Source organism: Nocardia sp. CA-136227, from assembly GCF_050955695.1.
Lineage (GTDB): Bacteria > Actinomycetota > Actinomycetes > Mycobacteriales > Mycobacteriaceae > Nocardia.
Genome location: NZ_CP192081.1, coordinates 408,390 through 433,642, shown reverse-complemented (window position 1 = coordinate 433,642; position 25,253 = coordinate 408,390). Strand labels below are relative to the sequence as shown.

The following is a 25,253-nucleotide window of genomic DNA, read 5'->3' as shown; positions in this document are numbered from 1 at the left end:
GCTCCCGTCAGGCATAGCGGATCCGCGGGTCGAGCACGGCGTAGAGCAGGTCCACGATCAGGTTGGAGAGCAGGAAGATGACGATGAGCGCGGTCACGAAGGACACCACGGTCGGCGCCTCGCCGCGCACCACGGCCTGGTAGAGGGTGCCGCCGACGCCGGGGATATTGAAGATGCCCTCGGTGACGATGGCCCCGCCCATGAGCGCGCCCAGGTCGGCGCCGACGAAGGTGACCACCGGGATCAGCGAGTTGCGCAGGATGTGCACCACGACCACCCGCCGCCGCGGCAGGCCCTTGGCGGTGGCGGTGCGCACGAAGTCGGCGTCCTTGTTCTCCGCCACCGAGTTCCGGGTCAGCCGCAGCACGTAGGCGAAGGACAGCGAGGCGAGGACCAGCGCGGGCAGGACGAGCCGCGGGATGCTCACGTCGGAGCCGACGGTGACGGGCGCGAGATGCCAGGTGACGCCGAACAGGAACTGGGCCAGGAATCCGATCACGAAGATGGGCATGGCGATCACGAGCAGGCTGAGCACCAGCATGGTGGAGTCGAACCAGCCGCCCTTGCGCAGTCCGGCGATCACGCCGAACGCGATGCCGAACACGGCCTCGAAGAACACCGCGAGCAGCGCCAGCCGGAAGGTGATCGGGAAGGCGCGGGCGAGCACTTCACGTACGGGCCGTCCCGAGTACGAGGTGCCGAAGTCGAGGGTCACGATGCCCTTCAGGTAGTGCAGGTATTGCCACCAGAACGGTTTGTCCAGACCGTATTGCGCTTTCAGCTGCGCTTCCAGCGCCGGTGTCAGCGTGCGCTGCCCGGCCAGCGCCGTGACCGACCCGCCGGTGACCTTCCAGATCAGGAAGTAGATGAGCAGCGTCGCGCCGAAGAACACCGGGATCATCTGCAGCAGCCGCCGCGCTATATACCAGGCCATCAGGTCACCTCAGCTCGATGTTCTCGAAGTCGGCCAGGCCGTTCCAGGTCATGACCACATCGCGGACGCGTTTGGAGTAGCCGGCGGAGTTGATGTAGTCGAAGACCGGGATGGTGGGCAGGTCGTGCAGCAGCACGGATTGGGCCTGCCCCACCAGCTTCCACGATTCCTGTTCGGTGGGCGCGGCTTCGGCGGCGGTGAGCAGCCGGTCGAATTCCGGGTTGCTGTAGTCGACGTCGTTGGTCTCCGAGCCGGTCACGAAGCCGGGTTCGAGGAATTGCAGCATGGTCGGGTAGTCGCCCTGCCAGCCGTAGCGGAAGGCCTTGCCGATGGTGCGGTGGACGATCTGGTCGCGCAGTTGCTTGAAGGTCGGGTAGGGCGCGCCGACCGCGTCGATGTGCAGCGTGTTGCGAATGCTGTTGGCCAGGGCGTCGATCCAGGACTGGTGGCCGCCGTCGGCGTTGTAGGCGATCTCGAAGCGCCCGCTCCAGGGCGCGATGGCGTCGGCCTGGCTCCACAGCCGCGCCGCTTCGGCCGGGTTGTAGTCGAGGACGTTCGAGCCGGGCAGATCCGGGTTGTAGCCGGGCAGCACCGCGGAGGTGAAGTCGCGAGCGGGAATGCGGGTGCCGTGGAAGATCTTCCGCCCGATCTGCGCGCGGTCGATGGCCATCGAGAGCGCCTGTCGGCGCAGCCGTCCCTCCTCGCCACCGAAATGCGCCATGTTGGGCTGGAATCCGAGCCACTGGTTCTGCGCGGTCGGGGCCTCGATCGCGCGGTCGCCGAGATCGTGTTTGTAGACGGCGATGGCGCTGTCGGGGATGGTGTCGAGCACGTCGAGGTTGTCGGCCAGCAGATCCGAGTAGGCGGCGTCGAAGTTGGAGTAGAACACGAAGGTGAGGCCCTTGTTGCGCGGCGGCCGCCCACCCCGGTAGCTCTCGTTGGGCACCACGGTGAGCTGGACGTCGTGCTGCCAGGCATTGCCGTCGGCGAATCGGTAGGGGCCGTTGCCGATCGGGTGCTCCCCGAAGGCCTTCATGTCCTTGAAAGCGGCGGCGGGCAGCGGATAGAACGGCGCGTAGGCCAGCCGGGTCCGGAAGTCGATGGTGGGCGCCACCAGGTCGACGGTGAAGTGCAGGTCGTCGACCACCTTCAGCCCCGACATGGTCTGCGCGCGTGGCGGATCCGCCTGCACGTCCGCGAATCCCGCGATCGGCCCGTAGGTGTAGCTCTGCAGTTGCGCGTTGGTGACCAGCGCCCCGTAGTTCCAGGCGTCCACGAAAGAGTGTGCGGTGACGGGTGTTCCGTCGCCGAAGGTCCACCCGGGCTTCAGCGTGATCCGGTAGTGCTGCTGGTCGGTGGTGTCGATGGATTCGGCCACCTCGTCGTGCAGCGCGCCGCGCTGGTCGATGTAGCGCAGTCCCGCGAACAGCCGGTCGACGATGCGCCCGCCGCCGTTCTCGTTGGTATTGGACGGGATCAGCGGATTCTGCGGTTCGCTGCCGTTGACGGCGATCATGTCGCCGTAGGCCGGAGTGACGGCGCATCCGGTCAGGCTCGCGCCCGCGATCAGCGCGAGTACGGCGGCCAGCACGGCGATCCCTCTGATTCTCAACGCGTTCTCCCGCCTCGAGCCGCTGTCGGTGACAGGGACAGTAGTGACCCTCACCGCCCTTGTCAGGGGATCGCATCACCGTGTGTCCCCGGGGCCGCCCCACCGATCGAGACAGCGAAGCCCGGCCCAGGTCACAGTCGGTTAGGGTCGGACGTGGCCGTCGTCACCCACGCGGCTTGCACGCGAGAGAAGAAGAGACGAGATGACCGAGACATCCGCAGACCACCTGGATGCCTATCCGCCCAGCGCTGAGTTCGCGGCCGCCGCCAATGGCGACGCCTCTCTTTATGCTCGATCCCAGTCCGACCGGGAGGACTTCTGGGCCGAGCAGGCGCGCCGCCTGCACTGGCATCAGCCCTTCACCCAGGTGCTGGACTGGACCGACGCCCCCTTCGCCAAGTGGTTCGCCGACGGCAAGCTGAACGTCGCCTACAACTGTGTGGACCGGCACGTACTCGACGGGCACGGCGATCAGGTCGCCATCCACTGGGAGGGTGAGCCGGGCGATTCGCGCGACCTCACCTACGCCGACCTGCTGGCCGAGGTGTCGAAGGCCGCCAACTACCTGACCGGCCTGGGCCTGGTCGCCGGCGACCGGGTCGCCATCTACATGCCGATGGTCCCCGAGGCCATTGTGTCGATGCTGGCGTGCGCCCGCCTGGGCCTGACCCATTCGGTGGTGTTCGCGGGCTTCTCGCCCAGCGCCCTGCGCCAGCGCGTCGACGACGCCGCGGCCAAGCTGGTCATCACCACCGACGGCCAGTGGCGGCGCGGCGCCGCGGCCCCGCTCAAGGCGGCCGTGGACGAGGCGCTCGCCGAGGGCGATTCGACCGTCGAGCACGTGCTCGTGGTGCGCCGCACCGGCCTCGACACCGAGATGACCGAGGGCCGCGACCTGTGGTGGGACGAGACGGTCGCGCTGTCCTCCCCCGAACACGAGGCCCAGGCCTTCGACGCCGAGCACCCGCTGTTCATCCTCTACACCTCCGGCACCACCGGGAAGCCCAAGGGCATCCTGCACACCTCCGGCGGCTACCTGACCCAGGCGGCGTACACCCACCACCAGGTGTTCGACCACAAGCCGGGCCAGGACGTGTACTGGTGCACCGCCGACATCGGCTGGGTGACCGGGCACAGCTACATCGTGTACGGCCCGCTGGCCAACCGCGCCACCGAGATCGTCTACGAGGGCACCCCGAACTTCCCGGACGAGCACCGGCACTGGCAGATCATCGAGAAGTACGGCGTAAGCATCTATTACACGGCGCCGACGCTGGTCCGCACCTTCATGAAGTGGGGTCGCGAGATCCCTGACGCCCACGACCTGTCGAGCCTGCGGCTGCTGGGCTCGGTCGGTGAGCCGATCAACCCCGAGGCCTGGCGCTGGTACCGGGACGTGGTGGGCGGCAACAAGACTCCCATCGTGGACACCTGGTGGCAGACCGAGACCGGCGCCATCATGATCTCCCCGCTGCCCGGCGTCACCTCGGCCAAGCCGGGCGCGGCCATGACCCCGCTGCCCGGTATCTCCGCGAAAGTCGTTGACGAGGAGGGCAATCCGGTCCAGCTGGGCGAGACCGAGGCCAACGGGTACCTGGTGCTCGACGAGCCGTGGCCGTCCATGCTGCGCGGCATCTGGGGCGACAACGACCGCTACGTGGACACCTACTGGTCCCGCTACGCCGAGAAGGGCTGGTACTTCGCCGGCGACGGCGCGAAGCTCGACAAGGACGGGGACCTGTGGGTGCTCGGCCGCGTCGACGACGTGATGAACGTGTCGGGCCACCGCATCTCGACCGCCGAGGTGGAGTCCGCGCTGGTCGGGCACTCGGGCGTGGCCGAGGCGGCGGTGGTCGGCGCGTCCGACGACACCACCGGCCAGGGCATCGTGGCGTTCGTGATCCTGACCGCCGAGGCCAAGGACACCGGCGCGGATCTGATCACCGAGCTCAAGGCCGAGGTCTCCCGCGAGATCTCCCCGATCGCGCGCCCGCGGGAGATCCACGTGGTGCCGGAGCTGCCGAAGACCCGCTCGGGCAAGATCATGCGCCGCCTGCTGCGCGATGTCGCCGAGGGCCGCGAACTGGGCGACACCTCAACCCTGGTGGACCCCAACGTCTTCGAGGCCATCCGGGCCGGCAAGGCGTAACCGGTAGCACCCCGGGCGAGGCCCTCCGATCGCTGATCGGGGGGCCTCGCCGCTGTGGGATGGTCAAGAAGTTCCGGGCAAACCGTTAGAATTGCGCAAAAGGTGTGCCGGGAAGTCTGGTCGGCATGCGGTTGTGCCGTTGATCCCGTCAGTGGTGTGCACGCCGCTGTTCTGTCGAACGTACGGCTGAAAGGTGCACCCGGTGATCACTCAGGTCCGATCGGAGCTCACGCGCTATCTGAGAACCGAAACCTTCGGTGGCGCACTCCTTCTCATCGCCGCCGCGAGCGCGCTCATCTGGGTCAACTCGCCGTGGGGCGCGAGCTACACCACCATGGTCGACACCAAGCTCGCGATTCCCGCCCTCCACCTGGACCTCACGCTGGCCGACTGGACCAAGGACGGCCTGCTCGCCATCTTCTTCTTCGTCGCCGGCCTGGAGCTCAAACGCGAGCTGGTGGTCGGCGAGCTCGCCGATCGCAAACGCGCCACCCTGCCCATCGTGGCCGCGATCGGCGGCGTGATCATGCCCGCGGTCATCGCCATGGTGGTCGGGCACGGCGTGGAGGGCATGGATCGCGGCTGGGCGATCCCGGTCGCCACCGACATCGCCTTCGCGCTGGCCGTGCTGGCCATGACCGGGTCGCGGATCCCGGCCGGCGCCCGGGTGTTCCTGCTCAGCCTCGCCGTGGTGGACGACCTGATCGCCATCATCCTGATCGCGGTGCTGTTCACCACCACCCTGAAGATGCTGTGGCTGCTGATCGCCTTCCTGTGCTTCGCGGGCTGGGCACTGGGCCAGCGGTTCCGGATCGGCACCCCGTTCCTCTATGTGCCGCTGGGCCTGCTCTCCTGGTACGCCCTGCACGAGGCCGGGATTCACGCCACCCTGGCGGGCGTCGCGTGCGGCCTGCTCACCCGGGTGCGCCCGGATCCCGGCGAGGACGAGCACTGCGTGCCCGCCGCCCGGCTCGAGCACTTCTTCCAGCCCATCTCCGCGGCGCTGTGCGTGCCGCTGTTCGCGCTGTTCGCCTCCGGCGTCCCGCTGGATTCGGCCGTGCTGTCGCAGCTGTTCACCAACCGGATGTCGCTGGCCATCATCCTGGGTCTACTGGTCGGCAAGACAGTCGGTATCTTCGGATTCAGTTGGCTCGCCGTGCGGTTGAGGATCGCCGAACGACCGGGAGATCTCGGGTATCGGGACATGTTCGCCCTGTCGGTACTGGGCGCGATCGGCTTCACCGTTAGCCTCTTGGTGGCAGAACTGGCCTTGGAAGACGTCGGCGACGGGTCGGCGGCAGAACTCGCGAAAGCGGCTGTGTTGCTCACGTCTTTGGCGGCTTCCCTGGCCGGTTCGGCGCTACTGTTGCGTCGTGGCCGTGCTCACCAGGCACGACGTGACGAGCGCGCACTGCAAAGTCAAGAGTGACACCGGAACGTACTACCGGGACATGGAGAAGGGTCGAGCAATTGAGCTTCACACAGGGCGGTAACGGCTACGACGGGAACCGCACCCGCACCGTCACCTCGATTCCGTTGTCCGATATCGACGCCCATCAGTCGGCCACCATCGGCAGTCTGGTCCGCGACGCTACCGAGCAGATGTCGACCCTGGTGCGCGCCGAGGTGGAGCTCGCCAAGACCGAGGTCACCGGCGAGATCAAGAAGGGCCTGCAGGGCAGCGTCTTCTTCATCCTGGCGCTGACCATCCTGCTCTTCAGCTCCTTCTTCTTTTTCTTCTTCCTCGCCGAACTGCTCGACGTGTGGCTGTACCGCTGGGCCGCGTTCCTGGTGGTGTTCCTGCTGATGATCGCGGCGGTCGCGGCCTTCGCGCTGCTCGGCTACCTCAAGGTGCGCAAACTGCGGGCGCCGGAGAAGACCATCGGCTCGCTGAAGGAGACCCAGACACTGCTGTCGAGCAGCTTCAGCCACTCCGACGAGCACGCGGTGGACGCCACGGCAGTCGGCAAGCCCCGGACCTAGACCTTCGATTACGCTCCTTCGGCGTGTCGTCGAAATCGCAGCCGGATCCGTCCGCAGTCCGCTATGACGGGCCGTGGACCCATCGCGACGTGCGCGCCAACGGCATTCGCTTCCACGTCGTCGAGGCCGCGCCCGAACCCGCCCAGCCCGGAACCAGCACGCCGCTGGTGCTGTTGCTGCACGGTTTCGGCGATTTCTGGTGGTCGTGGCGGCATCAGCTGACCGGGCTGGCCGCGCGCGGCTACCGCGCCGTCGCGGTGGACCTGCGCGGCTACGGCGACACCGACAAGCCGCCGCGCGGCTACGACGGCTGGACCCTCGCCGGTGACGTGGCCGGACTGGTCCGGGCCCTCGGGCACACCGAGGCCACCCTGGTCGGGCACGCCGAGGGCGGGCTGGTGTGCTGGGCCACCGCGGTCCTGCACCCCCGGGTGGTGCGGTCCATCGCCCTGATCAGCTCCCCGCACCCGGTGGCGCTGAAAAGAGCCGTGCTGCGCGACGACGCGCAACGCTCGGCCTGGCTGCCCGGCTTCCTGCGCTACCAGCTGCCGCGCCTGCCCGAGCATCGGCTCACCCGCGACGACGGCATCGAGATCGAACTCCAGCTGCGCGACCGGGTCAGCGAACGGTTCTCGGCCACCGAGGAATTCGCCGACACCGCCCGCCGCATGCGTACCGCCATCCGGATCCCCGGTGCCGCGCACTGTGCGCTGGAATACCAGCGCTGGGCCTTCCGCAGCCAATGGCGGCCCGACGGACGGCGATTCATGTCCGCCATGAGCGAGCCCGTGCGGGTGCCGACCCTGGCGATGTACGGCGACCGCGACCCCTATATCCTGCCCGGCACCATCCACCGGGGACGGCAGCTGTCGCCGGAGCGGCAGCTGGTCGAGATTCCCGGCGCGGGTCACTATGCGCACCAGGAGAATCCGGAACCGGTGACCGCGGAGATCGCGAAACTGCTGGCCTGACCGGCCCACCACCGACAACGGCCCCCGGCGAATCAGTTCGCCGGGGGCCGCTTTCGGTCTCGATCAGCTCAGCACACAGCTGCCGGTGCCGACGGCCGTCGACTGGTTCGACGCCGCATCCAGTTCCGGCTTCACCTCGTCGAGGGTCAGCACGTACCCGGTGTCGTCGTCGGTGACGGCCGCGCCGAACACCACGCCCAGGATCCGGCCATCGGTATCCACCAGCGGACCGCCCGAGTTACCGGCCCGGACCTGACCGCGGATGGTGTACACCTCACGCTTGACGTCGGCGTCGCGGTAGATGTTGGGGCCCTTGAGGTTCAGCGTCTCGCGCACCCGGGCCGCGCTGGCCGTGTAGCGCCCGCCGCCGGGGTAACCGAGCACGATGGAGCTCTCGCCCGTGCCGGCGTCCTTCGGGGCCAGCGCCAGCGGCTGGGCGTTGAGGCCCGGCACCGCGAGGATCGCGACGTCCTTCTGCGAATCGAAGAGCACCACGGTCGCCGGCAGCGCGCCGCGCGCGGTGTCCACGCTGACGCTGTTGGTGCCCGCCACCACGTGCGCGTTGGTCATGACCCGCTCCGGGGCCACCACGAAGCCCGAACCCTCCAGCTGCCGTTGGCAACTGGGCGCGATGCCGCGGATGCGCAGCACGCTGCCCTGCAACTGCTGGGCGATGGGCAGCTGCAGCACGCTGGCGTCGGGCGGCTCCACCGCGGTGATCGGGACATGCCCGAACGGGCCGATGACGTCCGGCAGCCCGGAGGTGTTGAGCAGGTTGGAGAAGTCGGTCGGCACCCGCCGCAGCCAGTCCGGCGCGACATGGTCGACATTGCGCAGCACCTGGGAGTTGGTGACCGCGGCCGCGATGCCCGGCTGCGAGGAGTTGGTCAGCGGCAGCGCCAGCAGCCACGCGGTGGCCAGCACCGCCACCGCCTGCAGGCCCGCGCCCACCACGCTGTCCACGCTGCGGGTGAACGGATCCCGCATGCCGCCGCGCGCGGCCCGCCCGAGCACCATGCCCGCGACCTCGCCGATGATCACCAGCGCCACGATGAGCAGCACGCCCACCAGCACCCGCGTCCGGCCCTCGCTGAGGTGCTTCAGAATGTGCGGCGCGATCAGGATTCCGGCCACCGCGCCCAGGATGACGCCCAGGAAGGCGAGCGCCGAGGCGACCGCGCCCTGCCGCCACCCGGAGGTGGCCGCGAGCAACGCCAGAATGATGATGCCGAGGTCGAGCCAGCCAGAGGCGCTCATAATGTCATCCCTACCGCGGCCAGCGAGGCCTGCAGATCACGTACATCGTGATGGTCCCATTCGTGTTCCCACCCGGATACCGCCAGCAGTCCGGCGAGCACGCCGGCGGTGAACCCCCACACCAGCATTCCGTCCACGGTGAACGCCGGGCCCATATAACCCAGCGGATGCCGCACCACGAAACGATTGGCCGGATCGATGAGCTCCGTCACCGGCACCCGCGCCACCCGGGCCGCCTCGGTCTCGCTCACCACGCCTACCGCGCCGGGCGTGCGCCAATAGGCGACCACCGGCGTCACATCGAACCGCGACGGCGGCACGAAGATCTTGGGCAGCACCGCGAGCGGCTCCACGCTCGCCGGATCGAGGCCGGTCTCCTCGTTGGCCTCGCGCAGGGCGGTGCTGATCGGGCCGTCGTCCTGCGGCTCCACCCCGCCGCCGGGGAACGCCACCTGGCCGCTGTGCTGACGCAGGGTGGCGGCACGCTGGGTGAGCAGCACGTCGGCGTCGGCCGGAAGTCCGCCCGGCGTAGCGGGATCCGCCTCCGGGGATCCGCCGAACAGCACCAGCACGGCCGCGTCCCGGGGCCGGGTCGCGGCGGCGGCGAAGCGCCGCATGGCGCTGCGGCGCAGGACCGGGTTCACGCCGGTGGGGTCGGCCGGATCATGCTCGGCCACCCCGCGTAGCCAGGCCGGAATCCCATTGCTGGACGCCTCGAGTCTCATCACCACACCCTCACCGAAAACCGCGGACCGGCCGCGCTCACGCCCGGACTCCCAATTCGGCCGCGACGGTATCGGATATGTCCTCGACGCTGCGGAACGGGCGCACCACGACTTTGGCAACGGTGCCGTCCGCGCGCAACAGCACCGAGATCGGCAGCACGGCGGGCGCTCCGACGGCGGCGCGGACCTTGGAGTTCGGATCCACGACACCCGGCAGGTGGATGCCCAGCCCGCTCAGCCGCGACAGCGCCTTGCCGGTGCCGGGATCGCTGTGCACGGTCAGCACGGTGAGCGCGGTCCCCGCCTGCTGCGAGAACTGTTGCAGCAGGGGCAGTTCCTCCGCGCACGGGCCGCACCAATAGGCCCACAGGTTGATCAGGGCGGGCTTGCCCGCCAGCGCCGCGACCAGGTCCACGGGCTTGCCGTCGGCCAGGCAGTCCAAGGTGATGCCACGCAGCGGGGTGTCGCCGACGGGCGCGCCGGTGGGCAGCGGGCAGGACGCCAGCGCGGCCGCGGCCCGATCTGCCTCGGCGACCGCCGGTTCGGCGGGGACGGTGGTCGACCCGGTGGCGGTGCTCTTGTCATCGGTGCGGGTGAGCTGCGGCCACAGCGCGACGACGGCCGCCACGGCGACGATCACCGCCACCAGGACCCAGCGCCACCAGGTGTTGCCCCGCGTCGCCTCGGCGCTCACAGGCCGACCAGTTCGAGAAGGTGCTCGGTCTCCGGGCCCTTCACGAGTTTGGCGGCCTCGGCCGGATCGGTCGGCCCGGTCCCGAAGGACGGGCAGTCGTTGGCCAGCAGGCAGGCGCCGCACGCGGGCTTGCGGGCATGGCAGACGCGGCGGCCGTGGAAGATCACCCGGTGCGAGAGCATGGTCCAGTCCCGGCGCTCGATCAGCGCGCCGACGGCGTGCTCGACCTTGACCGGATCCTCCTCGGCGGTCCAGCCCCAGCGCCGCACCAGCCGCCCGAAGTGGGTGTCGACGGTGATGCCGGGGACCCCGAAGGCATTGCCGAGAACGACATTCGCGGTCTTGCGCCCGATCCCGGGCAGGGTGACGAGCTCGTCCAGGGTGCCGGGCAGTTCTCCGTCGAATCGCTCGACCAGTTCCTGGCCGAGCCCGATCAGCGAATTGGTCTTGTTCCGATAGAAGCCGGTCGGCCGGATGTACTCCTCCAGCTCGGCGCGATTGGCCTCGGCGTAATCGCGTGCGCTGCGGTACTTCACGAACAATGCCGGTGTGGTCTGGTTCACCCGCACATCGGTGCACTGCGCGGAAAGAATTGTGGCGACCGCCAATTCGAGCGGCGTAGTGAAATCAAGCTCACAGTGCGCGTCCGGGAACTCCCGAGTCATTTCCCGATACATCCGCCGCGCGCGCCTGACCAGGCCGGTCCGAGTCTCTTTGTCGCGCTTGCGCGCTTTGGCCGGGCGCGTGAACGATGGCGCATCCGCGACAACGACCGCGGCCTCGGCAGGAACCGTGGCAGCGTCCGATTTCGCTGTCGCGAGGCCCGAATTATCCGGGTCTGCCCCGCTCAGGGCCGCGTTGGATTCAGTGACACGCACGCGTCCACCTTACGGAACCCGCACTCCGTCACAACCGGCCAGCGGGCCTCCCGTGTTCCATCTGAGACCTTCGGCGTGTTTACTGCTGCCTATGCAAGGACTCGCTGTGGTGCTGTTTCCGATAGCGCTGATGCTGTTCGCGTTGGTGATGGAACGGGTCGAGAATCGACTGCGCAAGTTGCTCGAACCCGACCCGGAGGTCCAGCAGTACCTCGATCGAGCCACGAATGCCGAGGTCAGCGATCTGACCAAGCTGGGATTGCCGGCCGCCGCCGCGCGGCCCCGGCGGGCCCGGCCCGCGGCCAAGGGAATGGACGTCGCGCAGGCCAGCTGACCCGGGCGGGTCGGCGGTCGGGTGGTCCGGTGGCTTCGAGCCCCGGACCACTTTTTACGATCTTCATGACGCCGGTCTCACGGCGTGTCGTAGATTCGTATGAAGCGTGTCGCACGTTGCGTTGTGTGTCGCGTACTGGGGCTCCGCGTATCCGAGTATCAGCTCGGCGCGTGGTGTCTATCACTACCCGGCGGTAATGCAAAGTAGACTGCACTGTCGGCCGAGTCGTTTCGGTCCAGGACAGAGCCATTTCCCATAAGGAGCACATTCGTGGACGAGGCCCTCGCCAGAGCAGGCATCTTCCAAGGCGTCGAGCCCACCGCGGTGGCCGCTCTCGCCAAACAACTACAGCCCGTTGATTTTCCGCGCGGCCACGTCATCTTCAACGAGGGTGAGCCCGGCGACCGGCTGTACATCATCACCTCGGGCAAGGTGAAGATCGGCCGCCGCTCCCCCGACGGCCGGGAGAACCTGCTGACGATCATGGGCCCGTCCGACATGTTCGGCGAGCTCTCGATCTTCGACCCGGGCCCGCGGACCTCGACGGCCACCACCGTCACCGAGGTCAGAGCCGTCACCATGGACCGGGACGCGCTCAAGGCGTGGATCGACCAGCGTCCGGAGATCGCCGAGCAGCTGCTGCGGGTGCTCGCCCGCCGCCTGCGGCGCACCAACAACAACCTGGCCGACCTGATCTTCACCGACGTGCCGGGTCGTGTCGCCAAGGCGCTGCTGCAGCTCGCCCAGCGCTTCGGCACCCAGGAAGCGGGCGCCCTGCGGGTGACCCACGACCTGACCCAGGAAGAGATCGCCCAGCTGGTCGGCGCCTCCCGCGAAACCGTGAACAAGGCCTTGGCCGACTTCGCGCACCGCGGCTGGCTGCGGCTCGAGGGCAAGAGCGTGCTGATCTCCGACTCGGAGCGACTGGCGCGCCGCGCTCGCTGACGCGAGACGGACAAACGAATACGTCGAAGGATCGGGCATCACCTCCGTAGCGGTGCCCGATCCTTTCGCGTTTCCGTGCGAACCGTGTGCCTAGCCCTGCGAACGCAGGTAGGCCAGCTGGGCTTTCACCGAACTGCGCGCGGCGGGCCAGAGCCGCTTGTCGACATCGGCGTAGACCTCGGCGACGATCTGCAGGGATTTGGCGTTGGGGCCCAGCTTCTCCAGCGCCGCGCGCACCTGGTTCAGGCGCTCCTCGCGGTGCGCGATGTAGTAGCGGATGACCGGTTCGGCATCCGGATGGTCCGGGCCGTGCGCCGGGAGCAGGGTACGGCCGGGAGCCACCGACACCAGGCGATTCAGCGAATCCAGGTACGCGGCCAGCGCGCCGTCGGAGGATTCGAGGACCGTGGTCCCACTCCCCAGGACGGTGTCGCCGGTGAGCAGGACTCGCTCGTCGTCCGGGCCGTCGACCAGAAAACTCAGGGAATCCCCGGTGTGACCGGGGGTGGCGAGCACGGTGATGCGCACGCCGGCCGCCTCGATGACCTCACCGTCGGCCAGGACCGTGCCCGAGCCGCGCAGGAAGTCGGAGCCCTTGGCGCGCACCGGGGTTCCGGTGGCCTTCACCAGGTGGTCGATGCCGCCCGTGTGATCCGCGTGCTCATGGGTGATCAGGGTCAGCACGATCTCGCCGCCGGTCGCGCGGACCAGCGCCTCGGTGTGCTTGCGATCCTTCGGACCCGGGTCCACCACAACGTATTCCGTGGCGCCGGGGGCGCGGAGCAGCCAGGTGTTGGTGCCCTGCAATGTCATTCCGCTGGGGTTGTCGGCCAGGACGACGGCGGCGGACGGAGTCACTTGCCGCAGTTGTTCGTACGCGGGGTGGGTGAGCGTCATACTTTTCCGTCCTAATGCACCGCGCGTGATGCGTCCAGTGTTGGACGCATCACGCTTTCGACTGTGCCCCAAGCATTTCGGGGTTATCGCACCTCGGCGATGAGCTCCACCTCGACCGGGGTGTTCAGCGGCAGCTCGTTGACTCCGACCGCGGAGCGGGCGTGCACCCCGGCCTCGCCGAGGACCGCGCCCAGCAGCTCGGACGCGCCATTGATGACCAGCGGCTGACTGTTGAAACCCGCCGCCGAGGCCACGAAGCCGACCACCTTGACGATGCGCACGACATTGTCGAGGCCGACCAGGTCGTGCACCACCGCGAGCGCGTTGAGCGCGGCCAGCTTGGCCATCTCCGCGCCCTGCTCGATGGTGATCTCGGCGCCGAGCTTGCCGGTCAGCGGCAGTTCGCCGTTGACGAACGGCAGCTGGCCGGAGGTGTAGACGTAGTTGCCGGTCCGGACGCCCGGCACGTACACCGCGACCGGCTTCGGCGCGACCGGCAGTTCGAGTCCGAGCTCCTTCAGGTTCTCGGCCCAGGTCATCAGTTCTTCGCCCGCTTCAGGTAGGCGACGTGCTGTTCACCGGTCGGTCCGGGCAGCACGGTGACGAGTTCCCAGCCGTCGGAACCCCACTGGTCGAGGATGGCCTTGGTGGCATGGGTCAACAGGGGCACCGTCGCGTACTCCCACACGGTCACTTCACTCATGCGCTGAGAGTAGCCCCGGCCGCGTTCCCCCAGTGCTGCACCCCATCTGCCTCCGCTTCGCTACGGCTGTTCGCGGCCCTCGTAACCTCGGCCTTCCCTCCTCCGCTCCTTCGCTCCGCTCCCGTTTCCGCTCCAAGCGCGGGGAGGCGGAGCGCAGTCCAGGCCGAGGCGGGCCGCGAACCAGAAGTGGTGTATCAGACAGTTTGTCGCGCCTGTGGGCAGGAATACGGAACGAGTTATAGGCTCGCGAGCGTGGGAGTACCGATAGCAGTGCCCGTTTCGGTTGAGCCGGGGGTCGAGGCAGGTTGGCCGGAGCGGGCGGACAAGGCCCGCCTGCATTACGTATCCGGGAAGGGGGGCACCGGGAAGTCGACGGTCGCCGCGGCGCTCGCGCTGGCACTGGCCGCCGGGGGGCGCCGGGTGCTGTTGGTCGAGGTCGAGGGCAGACAGTCCATCGCGCAGCTGTTCGATCTGCCGCCCTTGCCGCCCACCGAGACTCGCATCGCCACCGCGGACGGCGGCGGCGAGGTGATGGCGCTGGCCCTCGACGTCGAGCACGCCTTCCTGGAATACCTCGACATGTTCTACAACCTGGGCTTCGCCGGCCGGGCCATGCGCCGGGTCGGGGCCATCGAGTTCGTCACCACCATCGCGCCGGGCCTGCGGGACGTCATCCTCACCGGCAAGATCAAGGAATGCGCGGTGCGGGCCGACAAGTCCGGCAAGCCCGCCTTCGACGAGATCGTCATCGACGCGCCCCCGACCGGCCGGATCGCCAGCTTCCTGGACGTCACCCAGGCCATGGCCGACATCGCCGGCGGCGGGCCGATCGCCTCGCAGGCCGAAGGCGTGTCCAAGCTGCTGCACTCCGAGCAGACCATGATCCACCTGGTCACGCTGCTGGAGGCGCTGCCGGTGCAGGAGACCGCCGACGCGGTCGCCGAGCTCACCGCCAACGACCTGAACATCGGCACGGTCATCGTGAACCGGGCCAGCGAGGGCTACCTGCCGCGCAACGTGCGCGAACGGGCCGCCCTCGGCGAGGTCGACGTCGACGCCCTGAAGGCCGGGCTCGCCGAGGCCGGGGTCACCTTGTCCGAGGCCGATTTCCAGGGCCTGATCACCGAGACCGTCGAGCACTCCGCACGCCTGGCCGCCCAGGACGAGAGCGCCGCCGAGCTGTCCCAGCTCGACATCTCGCGGCTGTACCTGCCGTCGCTCACCGACGGCATGGATCTGGGCGGGCTCTACGAGCTGGCCGAAGTCTTGAGCGCGCAGGGGGTTCGCTAGTCATGGTCGTTCCGGCAGGCACTGTGCCCCTGGATATCTCGAAGATCATCGCCGACCCGTCGGCGCGGATCGTGGTGTGCTGCGGTTCCGGCGGCGTCGGCAAGACCACCACGGCCGCGGCCATCGCGCTGCGCGCGGCCGAGGCCGGCCGCAAGGTCGTGGTGCTGACCATCGACCCGGCCCGCCGCCTGGCCCAGTCACTGGGCGTCAGCGATCTGGGCAATGTGCCGCAGAAGGTCGAGCTGGGGCCGGAGGCCGAGGGCGAACTGTTCGCCATGATGCTGAACATGCGCCGCACCTTCGACGACATGGTGCTCGAGCACACCACCCCGGACAAGGCCGAGCAGATCTTCGCCAACCCGATCTACCAGACCGTGGCGTCCTCCTTCGGTGGCACGCAGGAGTACATGGCCATGGAGAAGCTCGGGCAGCTCGCCGCCAAGCGGGAATGGGACCTGATCGTGGTCGACACCCCGCCCTCGCGGAACGCCCTGGACTTCCTGGACGCGCCGAAGCGGCTGGGCAACTTCCTCAACGGCAAGATGATCCGGGTCATCATGGCCCCGGGCCGCGGCGTCGGGAAGTTCGTCGCGGGCGCCATGAGCCTCGCCCTGCGCGGTGTCTCGACCATCGTCGGCGGCCAGCTTCTCAAAGACGCCAGTGTCTTCTTGCAGTCACTGGAATCCATGTTCGGCGGCTTCCAGGATCGGGCCGACCGCACCTACGCGATGCTGTCCCGGCCGGGCACCCACTTCCTGGTGGTGGCCGCGGCCGAACCGGACGCGCTGCGTGAGGCCAGCTTCTTCGTGGACCGGCTCTCGACCGACAAGATGCCGATGGCCGGACTGGTGCTCAACCGCACCCACCCGGTCCTGAGCTCGATGTCCGCCGAGCAGGCGCAGGTCGCTGCGGATCGCCTGGTGCCGGAATCCGAGAACGGTGCGACGCCGGAACCCGAGGTGGAGACGCCGGAGGCGCTCGCGGCCGCGGTGCTGCGCATCCACGCCCATCGGGCCGCCACCGCCAAGCGGGAACAGCATCTGCTGCACCGGTTCACGGGCGCTCACCCGAGCGTGCCCATCGTGGCCGTCACCGCGCTGCCCTTCGAGGTGGCCGATCTGGAGGCGCTGCGCGCCGTCGGTGACCAGCTCGTCGAGGCCGGCGACAAGCCCGCCTGACGCGGACCCGCCGAGCCCTCGGCTCGGTTTTCGGCTTTCGACCCTTTGGTTTGAAATGCCCGATCCGACCCCGGACACGGATCGAGCCCGCTCCCGCGGGCTCGATCCGTTCTGCTTATAGGGGGGATCTAGGTAAGGGATACTCGCTTACATCGCTACCTTCTGTGATCGCTGGACGCGGAAGAAGTCCGCCCAGCTCGTCACCTCCGGGTGCTGCTTCAGCAGCGCACGGCGCTGCCGCTCGGTCATACCGCCCCACACACCGAACTCGACTCGGTTGTCGAGGGCGTCAGCACCGCACTCCATCAGCACCGGGCAGTGCCGGCAGATGGTTGCGGCCTTGCGCTGTGCCGCGCCACGCACGAACAGCTGGTCGGGATCCACTTCCTTGCATCGGGCCTGGGAAACCCAGGCGATTCTCGCTTCGGCCTGCTCCACGTCCAATCGAGCGATCGGGGTAGTCATGTGCATTTGGTGTGCCCCTTTGCAGTCCGAACACCGGGTCACGGCGCTCCAGAATCGCGAGTGCAGCGCGCAGTTACCCAACCCCACTGCGTTCTGCACCACATTCCACTTTGAGTGTTAGCTCTATCACACTGGGTTCTCAATCTAGGTAAAGGTGTGCGGCCTGCGCAAGACCGTCCCGAGATTTTCTGGTACGTCCGTCCACGCATTCGTTGCCAAGAACCGGGCAGTCCGTACCTTTAGGGACGAAAGGACACCCGTGTGGGGACGGAAGGACACCCATGGCGGGCGAACACCGAGTGTCCGAAAGGCCAATTAGGCTAGGGCCCGTGCCGATCACACGAACGCTCTGGAGACTGGCAGGCGCGTGCGTCTTGGCAGCCGTGCTGCTGGCCGGATTGCTGTTCCCGTTGGCCGGTGGCTTCGGGTTCATCTCCAACCGGGCCGCCGACGCCGTCGACAACGTCTCCGCCGAACTTGTCGAGGGCAGCGTGCCCGCGGTCTCGACCATGGTGGACACCAATGGGACGCCTTTCGCCTGGCTGTACGAGCAGCGCCGCTTCGAGGTGCCCAGCGACAAGATCTCCAACAACATGAAGCTGGCCCTGGTCTCGGTCGAGGACAAGCGCTTCGCCGACCACCACGGTGTGGACTGGCAGGGCACCTTCCGGGCTTTCCTGACCAACACCTCCGGCGGCCAGGTCTCCCAAGGTGGCTCGACCCTCGACCAGCAGTACGTGAAGAACTACCTGCTGCTCGTGGTGGCCAAGACCGACGCCGAGCGCCGCGCCGCCACCGAGACCACCCCGGCCCGCAAGATCCGTGAGATCCGGATGGCGCTGACGCTGGACAAGCGGCTCACCAAGGACGAGATCCTCACCCGGTATCTCAACCTGGTGCCCTTCGGCAACGGCTCCTACGGCATCCAGGACGCCGCGCAGACGTACTTCGGCGTGGACGCCAAGGACCTGACCATGACGCAGTCGGCCATGCTGGCCGGCATGGTGCAGTCCAGCTCCAAGCTGAACCCGTACACCAACCCCACGGGCGTGCTGGAGCGCCGGAACACCGTGCTCGACACCTTGATCCAGAACGTGCCCAGCCGGGCGGAGGAGTTCCGTAAGGCCAAGGACACGGGCCTGGGCGTGCTGCCCGAGCCCAAGGGTCTCTCGCGCGGCTGCATCGCGGCCAACGACCGCGGCTTCTTCTGCGATTACGCGATGCAGTACCTGACCAACGCCGGCATCAGCCGCGATCAGCTGGAGAAGGGTGGCTACCTGATCAAGACCACCCTGGACCCGGCCGTGCAGGACCAGGTGCGGGACTCGCTGGCCGCCAACACCAACCCGAACCTCGACGACATCGCCGAGGTCATGAACATCATCGCCCCCGGCCAGGATTCGCATCCGCTGCTGGCCATGGGCTCGAGCCGCGTCTACGGCCTGGACGCGGGCGCGCATCAGACCGTGCAGCCGCAGCCGTACTCGATGGTCGGCGACGGCGCGGGCTCGATCTTCAAGATCTTCACCACGGCCGCGGCCATGGAGAAGGGCCTGGGCATCAACGCCACCCTCGATGTTCCGGCGTTCTTCTCCGCCAAGGGCATGGGTAACTCCGGCACGCCCGGCTGCCCGCCCGAGACGTACTGCGTGAAGAACGCGGGCGCCTACAAGGGTTCGATGTCGGTGACCGAGGCGCTGGCCACCTCGCCGAACACGGCCTTCGTCAAGCTGATCCAGGCCGTCGGCGTGGCCCCGACCGTGGACATGGCGATCCGGCTCGGCATGCGCTCGTACACCCTGCCCGGCACCTCCGGCCACGGGAACCAGAGCCTCGCGGACATGATCAAGGATCAGAACCTGGGCTCGTTCACCCTGGGACCGGTCGCGATCAACCCGGTGGAGCTGTCGAATGTGGCCGCCACCCTGGCCTCCGGCGGCAAGTGGTGCCCGCCCACCCCGATCCGGGAGGTGATCGACCGCAGCGGCAAGCAGGTGCCGCTGACCCAGCAGGCGTGTGAGCAGGTGGTCGACCCGGGTCTGGCGAATACCCTCGCGGTGGCGCTGGGCCAGGACGTGGTGAGCGGCACCGGTGCCGGTTCCGCGCATTCCGTCGGCTGGAACATTCCGACCTCGGCGAAGACCGGCACCACCGAGAGTCACCGGTCCTCGGCCTTCCTGGCCTTCACCAACGGTTTCGCGGGCGCCTCCTACGTCTACGGCGACAGCCCGACGCCCGGTGAGATCTGCTCGTTCCCGCTGCGCAGCTGCGGCAGCGGAAACCTGTACGGCGGTAACGAGCCGGCCCGCACCTACCTGGGCGCGATGAAGAACGTGCTCGATCGGTTCCCGCCGGCCGCGCTGCCGCCGGTCGACGACAAGTACGTGCGCGGATCGAACAACTCGCAGATCCCGGATGTGATCGGCATGCAGCAGGCCGAGGCCAACGCGGCGCTGGTCGGCGCGGGCTTCCAGGTGTCGGTGGTGACACAGCCGGGCGCGGGCAAGGGCACGGTCATGAACGTGTCGCCCAATGGCTCGGCGATTCCCGGCTCGGTGATCACCATGTACGTCAGCGACGGAAGTCAGCTGCCGGTGCCGACGCCGCCGAACGCACCGCCGACGGTGCCGGGGCTGCCGGGCATCACGATCCCGGCGCTGCCGCCGATCCCGATCCCGATTCCCATCCCGCGCTAGCCGGATACGAAAGGCCCGGAGCGAGTCATTCGCTCCGGGCCTTTCGTATTTAATAGCGGTACCGCATGAACCGCCGTCGTAACCGTCTCAGAGGCGGGCCTTCACGGCCGCGGAGATCCGGGTGCCGTCGGCGCGCCCGGCGGCCAGCGCGGTCGCGGCCTTCATGACCTGACCCATCTGCCGCATGCCCGGCCGCTCGCCCAGCTGCTCGGCGACCTGCGCGATGGCGGTGTCGGCGATGTCGCCGACCTCGGCCTCGGTGAGCTGGGTGGGCAGGTACTCGTCGATGATCGATTCCTCGGCGCGCTCGTTGGCGGCGAGCTCGCCACGCCCGGCCTGCTCGTAGACCACGGCGGCCTCGTTGCGCTTCTTCGCCTCCTTCTGCAGGACGGCGATGATCTCGGGGTCGGAGAGCTCGCGCGCCTCGGGTCCGGCGACCTCGGCGTTCTGGATCGCCGACAGCAGCATCCGCAGGGTGCCTAGGCGCAGCGCGTCCTTGCTCTTCATCGCGGCGGTCATATCCGTGCGCAGCGTGGTTTTGAGTTCCGACATGAGCGACACGCTACGAGGGACTTCTATCGTGGTCCAGCTCATTTGACTCGATGTTTCTCCGTCGGGTCGCCTATTCTGGGCAAATGCCCGTCTTCTCGACCACCGCCCTCAGCCGTGCCGCCCTGGGAGCCGCCGGGGCCGCGGTCGCCGGAATCGGATACGCGACGCTCATCGAGCGCAACGCCTTCACCCTGCGGGAGGCGACGCTGCCGGTGCTGGAACCGGGCAAGCCGTCGCTGCGGGTGCTGCACATCAGCGACCTGCACATGATGCCCGGGCAGCAGTTGAAACAGGCGTGGCTACGCGAGCTGGATCGACTGGAACCGGATCTGGTGGTGAACACCGGGGACAACCTCTCGCACCTGAAGTCGGTGCCCGCCGTGGTGCAGGCGCTGGGCGGATTGCTCGGGCGCCCCGGCATTTTCGTGTTCGGCTCGAACGACTACTTCGCGCCGGTGCCGAAGAACCCGCTCAAGTACTTCAAGAAGGACCACAAGCGCGTCTACGGCGAGCCGCTGCCCTGGCAGGACATGCGGGCCGCGTTCACCGAGCGCGGCTGGCTGGACCTGACCCACGTGCGCCGCGATATCGAGGTGGCGGGCGTGAAGATCTCCACCGCGGGCGTGGACGACCCGCACCTGAAGCGGGACCGCTACGAGACCGTCGCGGGCGCGCCGAATCCGCTGGCGGACTTGAGCATCGGGCTCACCCACTCGCCGGAGCCGCGGGTGCTGGACCGGTTCGCGGCCGACGGCTACGACCTGGTGATGGCCGGGCACACCCACGGCGGGCAGCTGTGCGTGCCCGGTTTCGGCGCGCTGGTGACCAACTGCGGGATCGACCGGGCCCGGGTGAAGGGCGCGTCGCGTTGGGGCGCGCACACCCGGCTGCACGTGTCGGCCGGTCTGGGCACCTCGCCGTGGGCTCCGTACCGGTTCTGCTGCCGCCCGGAGGCGACGCTGCTGACGCTGGTCGGCGCGCCGCCGAAGAAGCCGGTGGCCGAGTCGGGGCGCGGCCGGGCCGCGTCCTCGGAGGCCGTCGCCCACTGAATCCGCCGCGGCGATATGCCCTGAGCGTCTGCCGCGATATACAGCGCGGTATGTAGTCGTCAGTCAGGGGGCCATCGTGACCAGTGGAGACAACCACCGCGACGAGGCCGGTTCGGAACCCGATCCGAATTGGTGGCAGGGCGCGCCCGCGCAGGAGCCGGGATGGGGACAGCCGGGATATCCGGCGCCCCAGCCGAATCAGCCGCCGGCGTGGCCGCAGCAGGGGTATCAGCCGACCACGCCGATGCCCGCCGGGCAGTACGCGCCGCCGCCGCAGTATCCGCCGACGCAGGCGTTCGCCCAGCCGCCCGGCTACGGTCAGCAGCCGTATCCCCCGCCGCCTGGCGGCGGTAAGAGCAAGGCGTGGTTGTTCGGCGGGCTCGCCGTGCTGGTGGTGGCGATCGTCGCGGCCGTGGTGGTGGTCGCGCTGGTGAACAAGGGCTCGAATTCGCCGTCGGCCAAGTCGAATACGACGCCGTCGCTGATCAGCGCGCTCACCTCGACCACCGCCAAGCCGCCGTCCTCGGGCAAGCCGACGCCCGGCAAGACCACCGCCCCGAAGGCGACCGGTACGCCCGGCGCGGTGATTCCCGGCTATCAGGTCGTGAGGATCCCGAACAACGGTGCGGCCTATGACATTCCGCAGGGCTGGAAGCTGGACCACACCGGTCAGGACTCGTTCAGCAAGGGCACGGACTCCGTTCCGGTGGCCGGGCTGGCGCAGGACGGCGTCGACTACTGCCCGGAAAACGTGCGCACCAACGTCTTCCTGACTCAGTCCGACGAGACCGATCCGGGCAAGGCCGCCACCGACATCGGAACCCGCCTGGGCCGCATCGGCTGGTCCACCTCCACCGGCACCACGCCCGGCGCACCCGAGTCGTTCCAGTCCTCGGACGGACAGTTGCAGGGCGTCTACCTGGAGACCAAGGGGACGGCCATCCCGTCGACCGCGGGTTGTGCGTCGACCTACTCGATCTACACCTTCGCGTTTCCCGGCGACAGCGGCGCTTTCGTGTTCACGATCGCCGCGGACACCGGAGTCGCGCAGGCGGTGGACGCGACCTTGGCGAAGAAGATCCTCGCCAGCATCCGCCCGATCCAGTAGGCGGCACGACTCGTCGGACAGGGGGCTGCGGTGAGCGGAGAACGCGACGACCAGGGCGACGACCCGGATCGAACGGCATCCAGCGGCGACTGGTGGCAGGGCCCGGTCCACAACCGCCCCGCCACCCCGCCTGTGCCGCCGTACCGCCCGACCCCGAATCCCCCTGCCCCCGAACCGAACCCGTACCGATCCGGACCGAGCCCCCAGGTTTCCGGTTCGAATCCGCACGCCTCCGGACCGAATCCCCAAGCGTCCGGCCGTAACCCGTACGCGTCCGGCCCCAATCCCTACGCCTCGGGGCCGAATCCGGTTCCACCAGTCGCGAATTCGTACGGCACCGGCCTCGCCCCCGTGGCATCCGACTCGCCGCTGCCCGGCATCTATCCACCCCCGCGCGGTGATCGTGGCCGCCTATGGCTGCTGGCGGCCATCGGCGCGGTCGTGGTGGCGATCGTCGCCATCGCCGCCATCGTGTTCGTCGTGCGCGACTCCGGCTCCACCCCGGATCCCACCACTCCACCGTCGTCGGCCGAGCCGACCACCACGGCCCCGCGCACCTCCACGACCGCCCCGGCCTCCACTCTGACCCCACGCATCCCCGGCTACCAGGTGGTGGTCCCCAAGGACCTGAAGGCCGCCTGGGACGTCCCCCAGGACTGGACCGTCGACCTCTCCACCGCCAAGTACGGCACCGACGCCGACCACATCCCCGCCGCCGGTTTCGCCCAGGAGGGCGTCGACTACTGCCCGAACAATGTGCGCACCAACATGTTTCTCTCCACCTCCGATCTCTCCGACGCCACCGCCGCGGCCACCGACATCGGCGCCCACGCCGCCCGCATCGGCTGGTCCACCCAATCCTCGTCGAAAGCGGGCACCCCCCAACCCCTGGACTCCGGCGACAACACCCTCCACATTCGTCGAGACCACCGGCACCCTCACCGCCCCCGCCGGCTGCGCTACCACGTTCTCGGTCTTCACGTACGCCGTGAGCGCCGGCCCCACCAGCGGCTCCCTGGTCCTGGTCATAGTCGCCGACACCGGCGTGGACCGCTCCGTCTCGGCCGATCTGGCCCGCCGAATCTTCGCCACTTTCCGCCTCCTTTAGCCCCCTGACCAGCCGATTTAACACCTGGACAACGGGTGCGCTAAGCTACTGCAGGTTCACTTCACGGGGTGTGGCGCAGCTTGGTAGCGCGCTTCGTTCGGGACGAAGAGGTCGCAGGTTCAAATCCTGTCACCCCGACGTGTTGGTTGAGACACAGCTGAAAGGCCCTGACCGGTTCATCTGGTCAGGGCCTTTCCTCGTTTCACGATCACCATGAGTATCCGGCGAACCCGAGAAGGCAGCGAAAAGGCAGCATCAGCCGCCGAGCACCTCGCCCCCGTCGTGCGCCTCACCATCATCGCTATCGCCGAGCACTCCTCGAATCGCTGCCGCATCATCGGTACGCCGGACATAGAGCTGCATGGTGGTGGTGATGTTCTCGTGGCCCATCACGCGAGCGATCTTGTGCGGCTCCACTCCGTCATCCGCGAGCCAGGTGCCGTACGAGTGGCGCAGATCGTGGAACCGGAGCCCACCGTGCTCGTACCGGGCGACCTGCTTCACTGCCTGCTCGTAGTTGCCGAACACCTCTGCGGACACCTCGCCGTCCTCGTCCATCCAGACGGCCTCGAACTTGCCGTCCACTTCCGAGACCTCACCGAGCAGCCCGGCCCGCACCAGCGCCGGCCGCCATACCCGCGACCGGAACAGGGTGCGGCGCAACGCACCCCCGGCCTCGTTCGAGAAGATCAGGCCGCGCTCGCCCGCTGGGTACTCCCGCATGTAGTCGCGCAGTTCGACGACCAGCCATTTCGGGAGCGGCACCGTCCGCCGGCCCGCACGGGATTTCGGGAACGGCTTGAACTCGGTGGCACCGGCGACCTCCGTCACCGTCCGCACGACGCGCAGGACCGCGGCATCGAGGTCCACGGCGTCCCGACAGAGGCCGACCGCTTCACCCCACCGCAGTCCAGTGAAGGCCGCGGTGGCGATCAGCACCCGGTATCGTTCGGGCCTCACCTTCGGCAGCAGCAGTTGCCGAACCTCGTCCTGCGTGATGATCCGCTCATCGGTGTCCCGGACGCGGCGCATCGGAATCCGAACTCCCACAGCTGGATTGACGCCGATGAGCCGGTTGTTGACCGCGGAGGCCATCACGCCCGCCATCAGGCGCTTGCACTCGGCCACCGTCGCGCGGGAGCGCTGTTCGCATAGCCCGGTCACCCACTTCTGCACCGACAGGTGGTCGATCTTGCCGAGCTTCCAGTCCTCCCAGTACGGCAGCACGTGCGTGCGCATGATCGAGGTATCCCGGGCCTGCGTGGTGCGGTCCGCGTTCCATCCGGTCATCCACTCGCGGGCATGATCACCGAACTTCGTGCGGCCCGCGTGCGGGGACACGTAGGTACCCGTGGACTTGGAGAGTTCCACCTGCGCGAGGAACGCCTTGGCCTCCTTCTGCGTCGGCAGCGTCTTCGACCGTTGCGACCCGGACGGTTCGCGCCAGTAAGCTTTCCACTTGCCGGAGTCGGTGCGCTCTATGAATCCCATTGCGCTACACCACTTCCTGTAGGTTGTCCGGCGATTCCAGCCACTCGTGGAACGCCTTGCGCGAGATCACCCAGCGACGCCCGACCCTCTTCGCGGGGATCACCCCGTCGTGGACCGCCTGATAGGCATTGCCGCGGGACACCCCCAGCAGCTCCGCCACCTCGTCCACCGTGTAGGCCGCTGGCTCCGCTCTCCGAAGCCTCCGCCGACCGTCATTCACCAGCTGCATTGTGT

The 25,253-nt window shown here is 68.4% G+C and carries 25 protein-coding genes and 1 tRNA gene; 13 read left to right on the top strand and 13 right to left on the bottom strand.

Going from position 1 to position 25,253, the window contains the following annotated elements:
* Positions 1 to 7: 7 nt before the first annotated feature.
* Positions 8 to 934, bottom strand: coding sequence for an ABC transporter permease (locus tag ACQP06_RS01980; RefSeq protein ID WP_357087656.1), 927 nt, complete (start codon positions 932 to 934; stop codon positions 8 to 10).
* Positions 935 to 938: 4 nt separating this feature from the next.
* A complete protein-coding gene (locus ACQP06_RS01975; protein ID WP_433673212.1) occupies positions 939 to 2,540 on the bottom strand; it encodes a peptide ABC transporter substrate-binding protein in 1,602 nt (533 codons plus the stop codon).
* A 208-nt stretch (positions 2,541 to 2,748) separates the two neighbouring features.
* Between ACQP06_RS01975 and acs the strand changes: the two genes are divergently transcribed.
* The 4 genes from acs to ACQP06_RS01955 all read left to right on the top strand — a co-directional run bounded on the left by acs (position 2,749) and on the right by ACQP06_RS01955 (position 7,649).
* Positions 2,749 to 4,695 (top strand): acetate--CoA ligase, encoded by a 1,947-nt coding sequence (gene acs, locus ACQP06_RS01970; RefSeq protein WP_433670041.1) that lies wholly within the window; start codon positions 2,749 to 2,751, stop codon positions 4,693 to 4,695.
* 205 nt (positions 4,696 to 4,900) lie between these two features.
* Positions 4,901 to 6,124, top strand: coding sequence for a Na+/H+ antiporter NhaA (gene nhaA / locus ACQP06_RS01965; protein ID WP_433673211.1), 1,224 nt, complete (start codon positions 4,901 to 4,903; stop codon positions 6,122 to 6,124).
* A gap of 41 nt (positions 6,125 to 6,165) precedes the next feature.
* A complete protein-coding gene (locus ACQP06_RS01960; protein ID WP_433670039.1) occupies positions 6,166 to 6,678 on the top strand; it encodes a phage holin family protein in 513 nt (170 codons plus the stop codon).
* A 23-nt stretch (positions 6,679 to 6,701) separates the two neighbouring features.
* Complete coding sequence (locus tag ACQP06_RS01955) at positions 6,702 to 7,649, top strand: alpha/beta fold hydrolase (protein ID WP_433670037.1); 948 nt, start codon at positions 6,702 to 6,704, stop codon at positions 7,647 to 7,649.
* A gap of 63 nt (positions 7,650 to 7,712) precedes the next feature.
* On the opposite strand, the gene ACQP06_RS01950 is transcribed toward ACQP06_RS01955, so the two are convergent.
* From ACQP06_RS01950 to nth, 4 genes are read right to left on the bottom strand one after another with little or no spacing between them, the layout of a single operon-like run.
* Entirely contained in the window at positions 7,713 to 8,906 is a 1,194-nt protein-coding gene (locus tag ACQP06_RS01950; protein WP_433670036.1) for a MarP family serine protease, read from the bottom strand.
* Complete coding sequence (locus ACQP06_RS01945) at positions 8,903 to 9,631, bottom strand: NUDIX hydrolase (protein WP_433670034.1); 729 nt, start codon at positions 9,629 to 9,631, stop codon at positions 8,903 to 8,905. The genes ACQP06_RS01950 and ACQP06_RS01945 overlap by 4 nt, the downstream gene beginning before the upstream one ends.
* 37 nt (positions 9,632 to 9,668) lie before the next feature.
* The gene (locus ACQP06_RS01940; protein ID WP_433670033.1) at positions 9,669 to 10,325 is read right to left on the bottom strand and encodes a TlpA family protein disulfide reductase; all 657 of its coding nucleotides are present in this window, start codon (positions 10,323 to 10,325) and stop codon (positions 9,669 to 9,671) included.
* Positions 10,322 to 11,002, bottom strand: coding sequence for an endonuclease III (nth, locus tag ACQP06_RS01935; RefSeq protein WP_433670032.1), 681 nt, complete (start codon positions 11,000 to 11,002; stop codon positions 10,322 to 10,324). The genes ACQP06_RS01940 and nth overlap by 4 nt, the downstream gene beginning before the upstream one ends.
* A 292-nt stretch (positions 11,003 to 11,294) precedes the next feature.
* On the opposite strand from nth, the gene ACQP06_RS01930 reads away from it, so the two are divergent.
* Positions 11,295 to 11,537, top strand: a complete 243-nt coding sequence (locus tag ACQP06_RS01930; RefSeq protein ID WP_033089361.1) for a hypothetical protein — start codon at positions 11,295 to 11,297, stop codon at positions 11,535 to 11,537.
* Positions 11,538 to 11,807: 270 nt separating this feature from the next.
* Complete coding sequence (locus ACQP06_RS01925; RefSeq protein WP_019044571.1) at positions 11,808 to 12,482, top strand: Crp/Fnr family transcriptional regulator; 675 nt, start codon at positions 11,808 to 11,810, stop codon at positions 12,480 to 12,482.
* 90 nt (positions 12,483 to 12,572) lie between these two features.
* Here the strand turns inward: ACQP06_RS01925 and ACQP06_RS01920 are convergent, their stop codons facing one another.
* The 3 genes from ACQP06_RS01920 to ACQP06_RS01910 form a co-directional block, all read right to left on the bottom strand.
* Positions 12,573 to 13,379: an MBL fold metallo-hydrolase gene (locus ACQP06_RS01920; RefSeq protein WP_433670030.1), complete on the bottom strand. Its 807-nt coding sequence runs from the start codon at positions 13,377 to 13,379 to the stop codon at positions 12,573 to 12,575.
* Positions 13,380 to 13,462: 83 nt separating this feature from the next.
* Entirely contained in the window at positions 13,463 to 13,918 is a 456-nt protein-coding gene (locus ACQP06_RS01915) for a RidA family protein (protein ID WP_404204432.1), read from the bottom strand.
* The gene (locus ACQP06_RS01910; protein ID WP_404204436.1) at positions 13,918 to 14,082 is read right to left on the bottom strand and encodes a hypothetical protein; all 165 of its coding nucleotides are present in this window, start codon (positions 14,080 to 14,082) and stop codon (positions 13,918 to 13,920) included. Before ACQP06_RS01910 ends, ACQP06_RS01915 begins: the two co-directional genes overlap by 1 nt.
* A 270-nt stretch (positions 14,083 to 14,352) precedes the next feature.
* Between ACQP06_RS01910 and ACQP06_RS01905 the strand changes: the two genes are divergently transcribed.
* Entirely contained in the window at positions 14,353 to 15,372 is a 1,020-nt protein-coding gene (locus ACQP06_RS01905; protein ID WP_433670029.1) for an ArsA-related P-loop ATPase, read from the top strand.
* Positions 15,373 to 15,374: 2 nt separating this feature from the next.
* The gene (locus ACQP06_RS01900; protein WP_433670027.1) at positions 15,375 to 16,550 is read left to right on the top strand and encodes an ArsA family ATPase; all 1,176 of its coding nucleotides are present in this window, start codon (positions 15,375 to 15,377) and stop codon (positions 16,548 to 16,550) included.
* Between the two features lie 147 nt (positions 16,551 to 16,697).
* On the opposite strand, the gene ACQP06_RS01895 is transcribed toward ACQP06_RS01900, so the two are convergent.
* Positions 16,698 to 17,021, bottom strand: a complete 324-nt coding sequence (locus ACQP06_RS01895) for a WhiB family transcriptional regulator (RefSeq protein WP_033089817.1) — start codon at positions 17,019 to 17,021, stop codon at positions 16,698 to 16,700.
* 323 nt (positions 17,022 to 17,344) lie between these two features.
* Between ACQP06_RS01895 and ACQP06_RS01890 the strand changes: the two genes are divergently transcribed.
* Positions 17,345 to 19,711 carry a penicillin-binding protein gene (locus ACQP06_RS01890; RefSeq protein ID WP_433670025.1) on the top strand — a complete coding sequence of 789 codons (2,367 nt, stop codon included), beginning with the start codon at positions 17,345 to 17,347 and terminating at the stop codon, positions 19,709 to 19,711.
* 87 nt (positions 19,712 to 19,798) lie between these two features.
* On the opposite strand, the gene ACQP06_RS01885 is transcribed toward ACQP06_RS01890, so the two are convergent.
* Entirely contained in the window at positions 19,799 to 20,263 is a 465-nt protein-coding gene (locus tag ACQP06_RS01885) for a GatB/YqeY domain-containing protein (protein WP_357087687.1), read from the bottom strand.
* A gap of 83 nt (positions 20,264 to 20,346) precedes the next feature.
* On the opposite strand from ACQP06_RS01885, the gene ACQP06_RS01880 reads away from it, so the two are divergent.
* The 4 genes from ACQP06_RS01880 (at position 20,347) to ACQP06_RS01865 (ending at position 23,666) form a co-directional block, all read left to right on the top strand.
* Positions 20,347 to 21,312: a metallophosphoesterase gene (locus ACQP06_RS01880; protein ID WP_379280235.1), complete on the top strand. Its 966-nt coding sequence runs from the start codon at positions 20,347 to 20,349 to the stop codon at positions 21,310 to 21,312.
* A gap of 76 nt (positions 21,313 to 21,388) precedes the next feature.
* A complete protein-coding gene (locus tag ACQP06_RS01875) occupies positions 21,389 to 22,420 on the top strand; it encodes a hypothetical protein (RefSeq protein ID WP_433670023.1) in 1,032 nt (343 codons plus the stop codon).
* 351 nt (positions 22,421 to 22,771) lie between these two features.
* Positions 22,772 to 23,536, top strand: a complete 765-nt coding sequence (locus tag ACQP06_RS01870) for a hypothetical protein (RefSeq protein WP_433670022.1) — start codon at positions 22,772 to 22,774, stop codon at positions 23,534 to 23,536.
* Positions 23,537 to 23,592: 56 nt separating this feature from the next.
* Positions 23,593 to 23,666, top strand: a tRNA-Pro gene (locus tag ACQP06_RS01865).
* A 117-nt stretch (positions 23,667 to 23,783) separates the two neighbouring features.
* On the opposite strand, the gene ACQP06_RS01860 is transcribed toward ACQP06_RS01865, so the two are convergent.
* Positions 23,784 to 25,019 carry a tyrosine-type recombinase/integrase gene (locus ACQP06_RS01860; protein ID WP_433592547.1) on the bottom strand — a complete coding sequence of 412 codons (1,236 nt, stop codon included), beginning with the start codon at positions 25,017 to 25,019 and terminating at the stop codon, positions 23,784 to 23,786.
* Between the two features lie 4 nt (positions 25,020 to 25,023).
* Positions 25,024 to 25,248, bottom strand: a complete 225-nt coding sequence (locus ACQP06_RS01855; RefSeq protein WP_433592546.1) for a helix-turn-helix domain-containing protein — start codon at positions 25,246 to 25,248, stop codon at positions 25,024 to 25,026.
* Between the last annotated feature and the right edge of the window lie 5 nt (positions 25,249 to 25,253).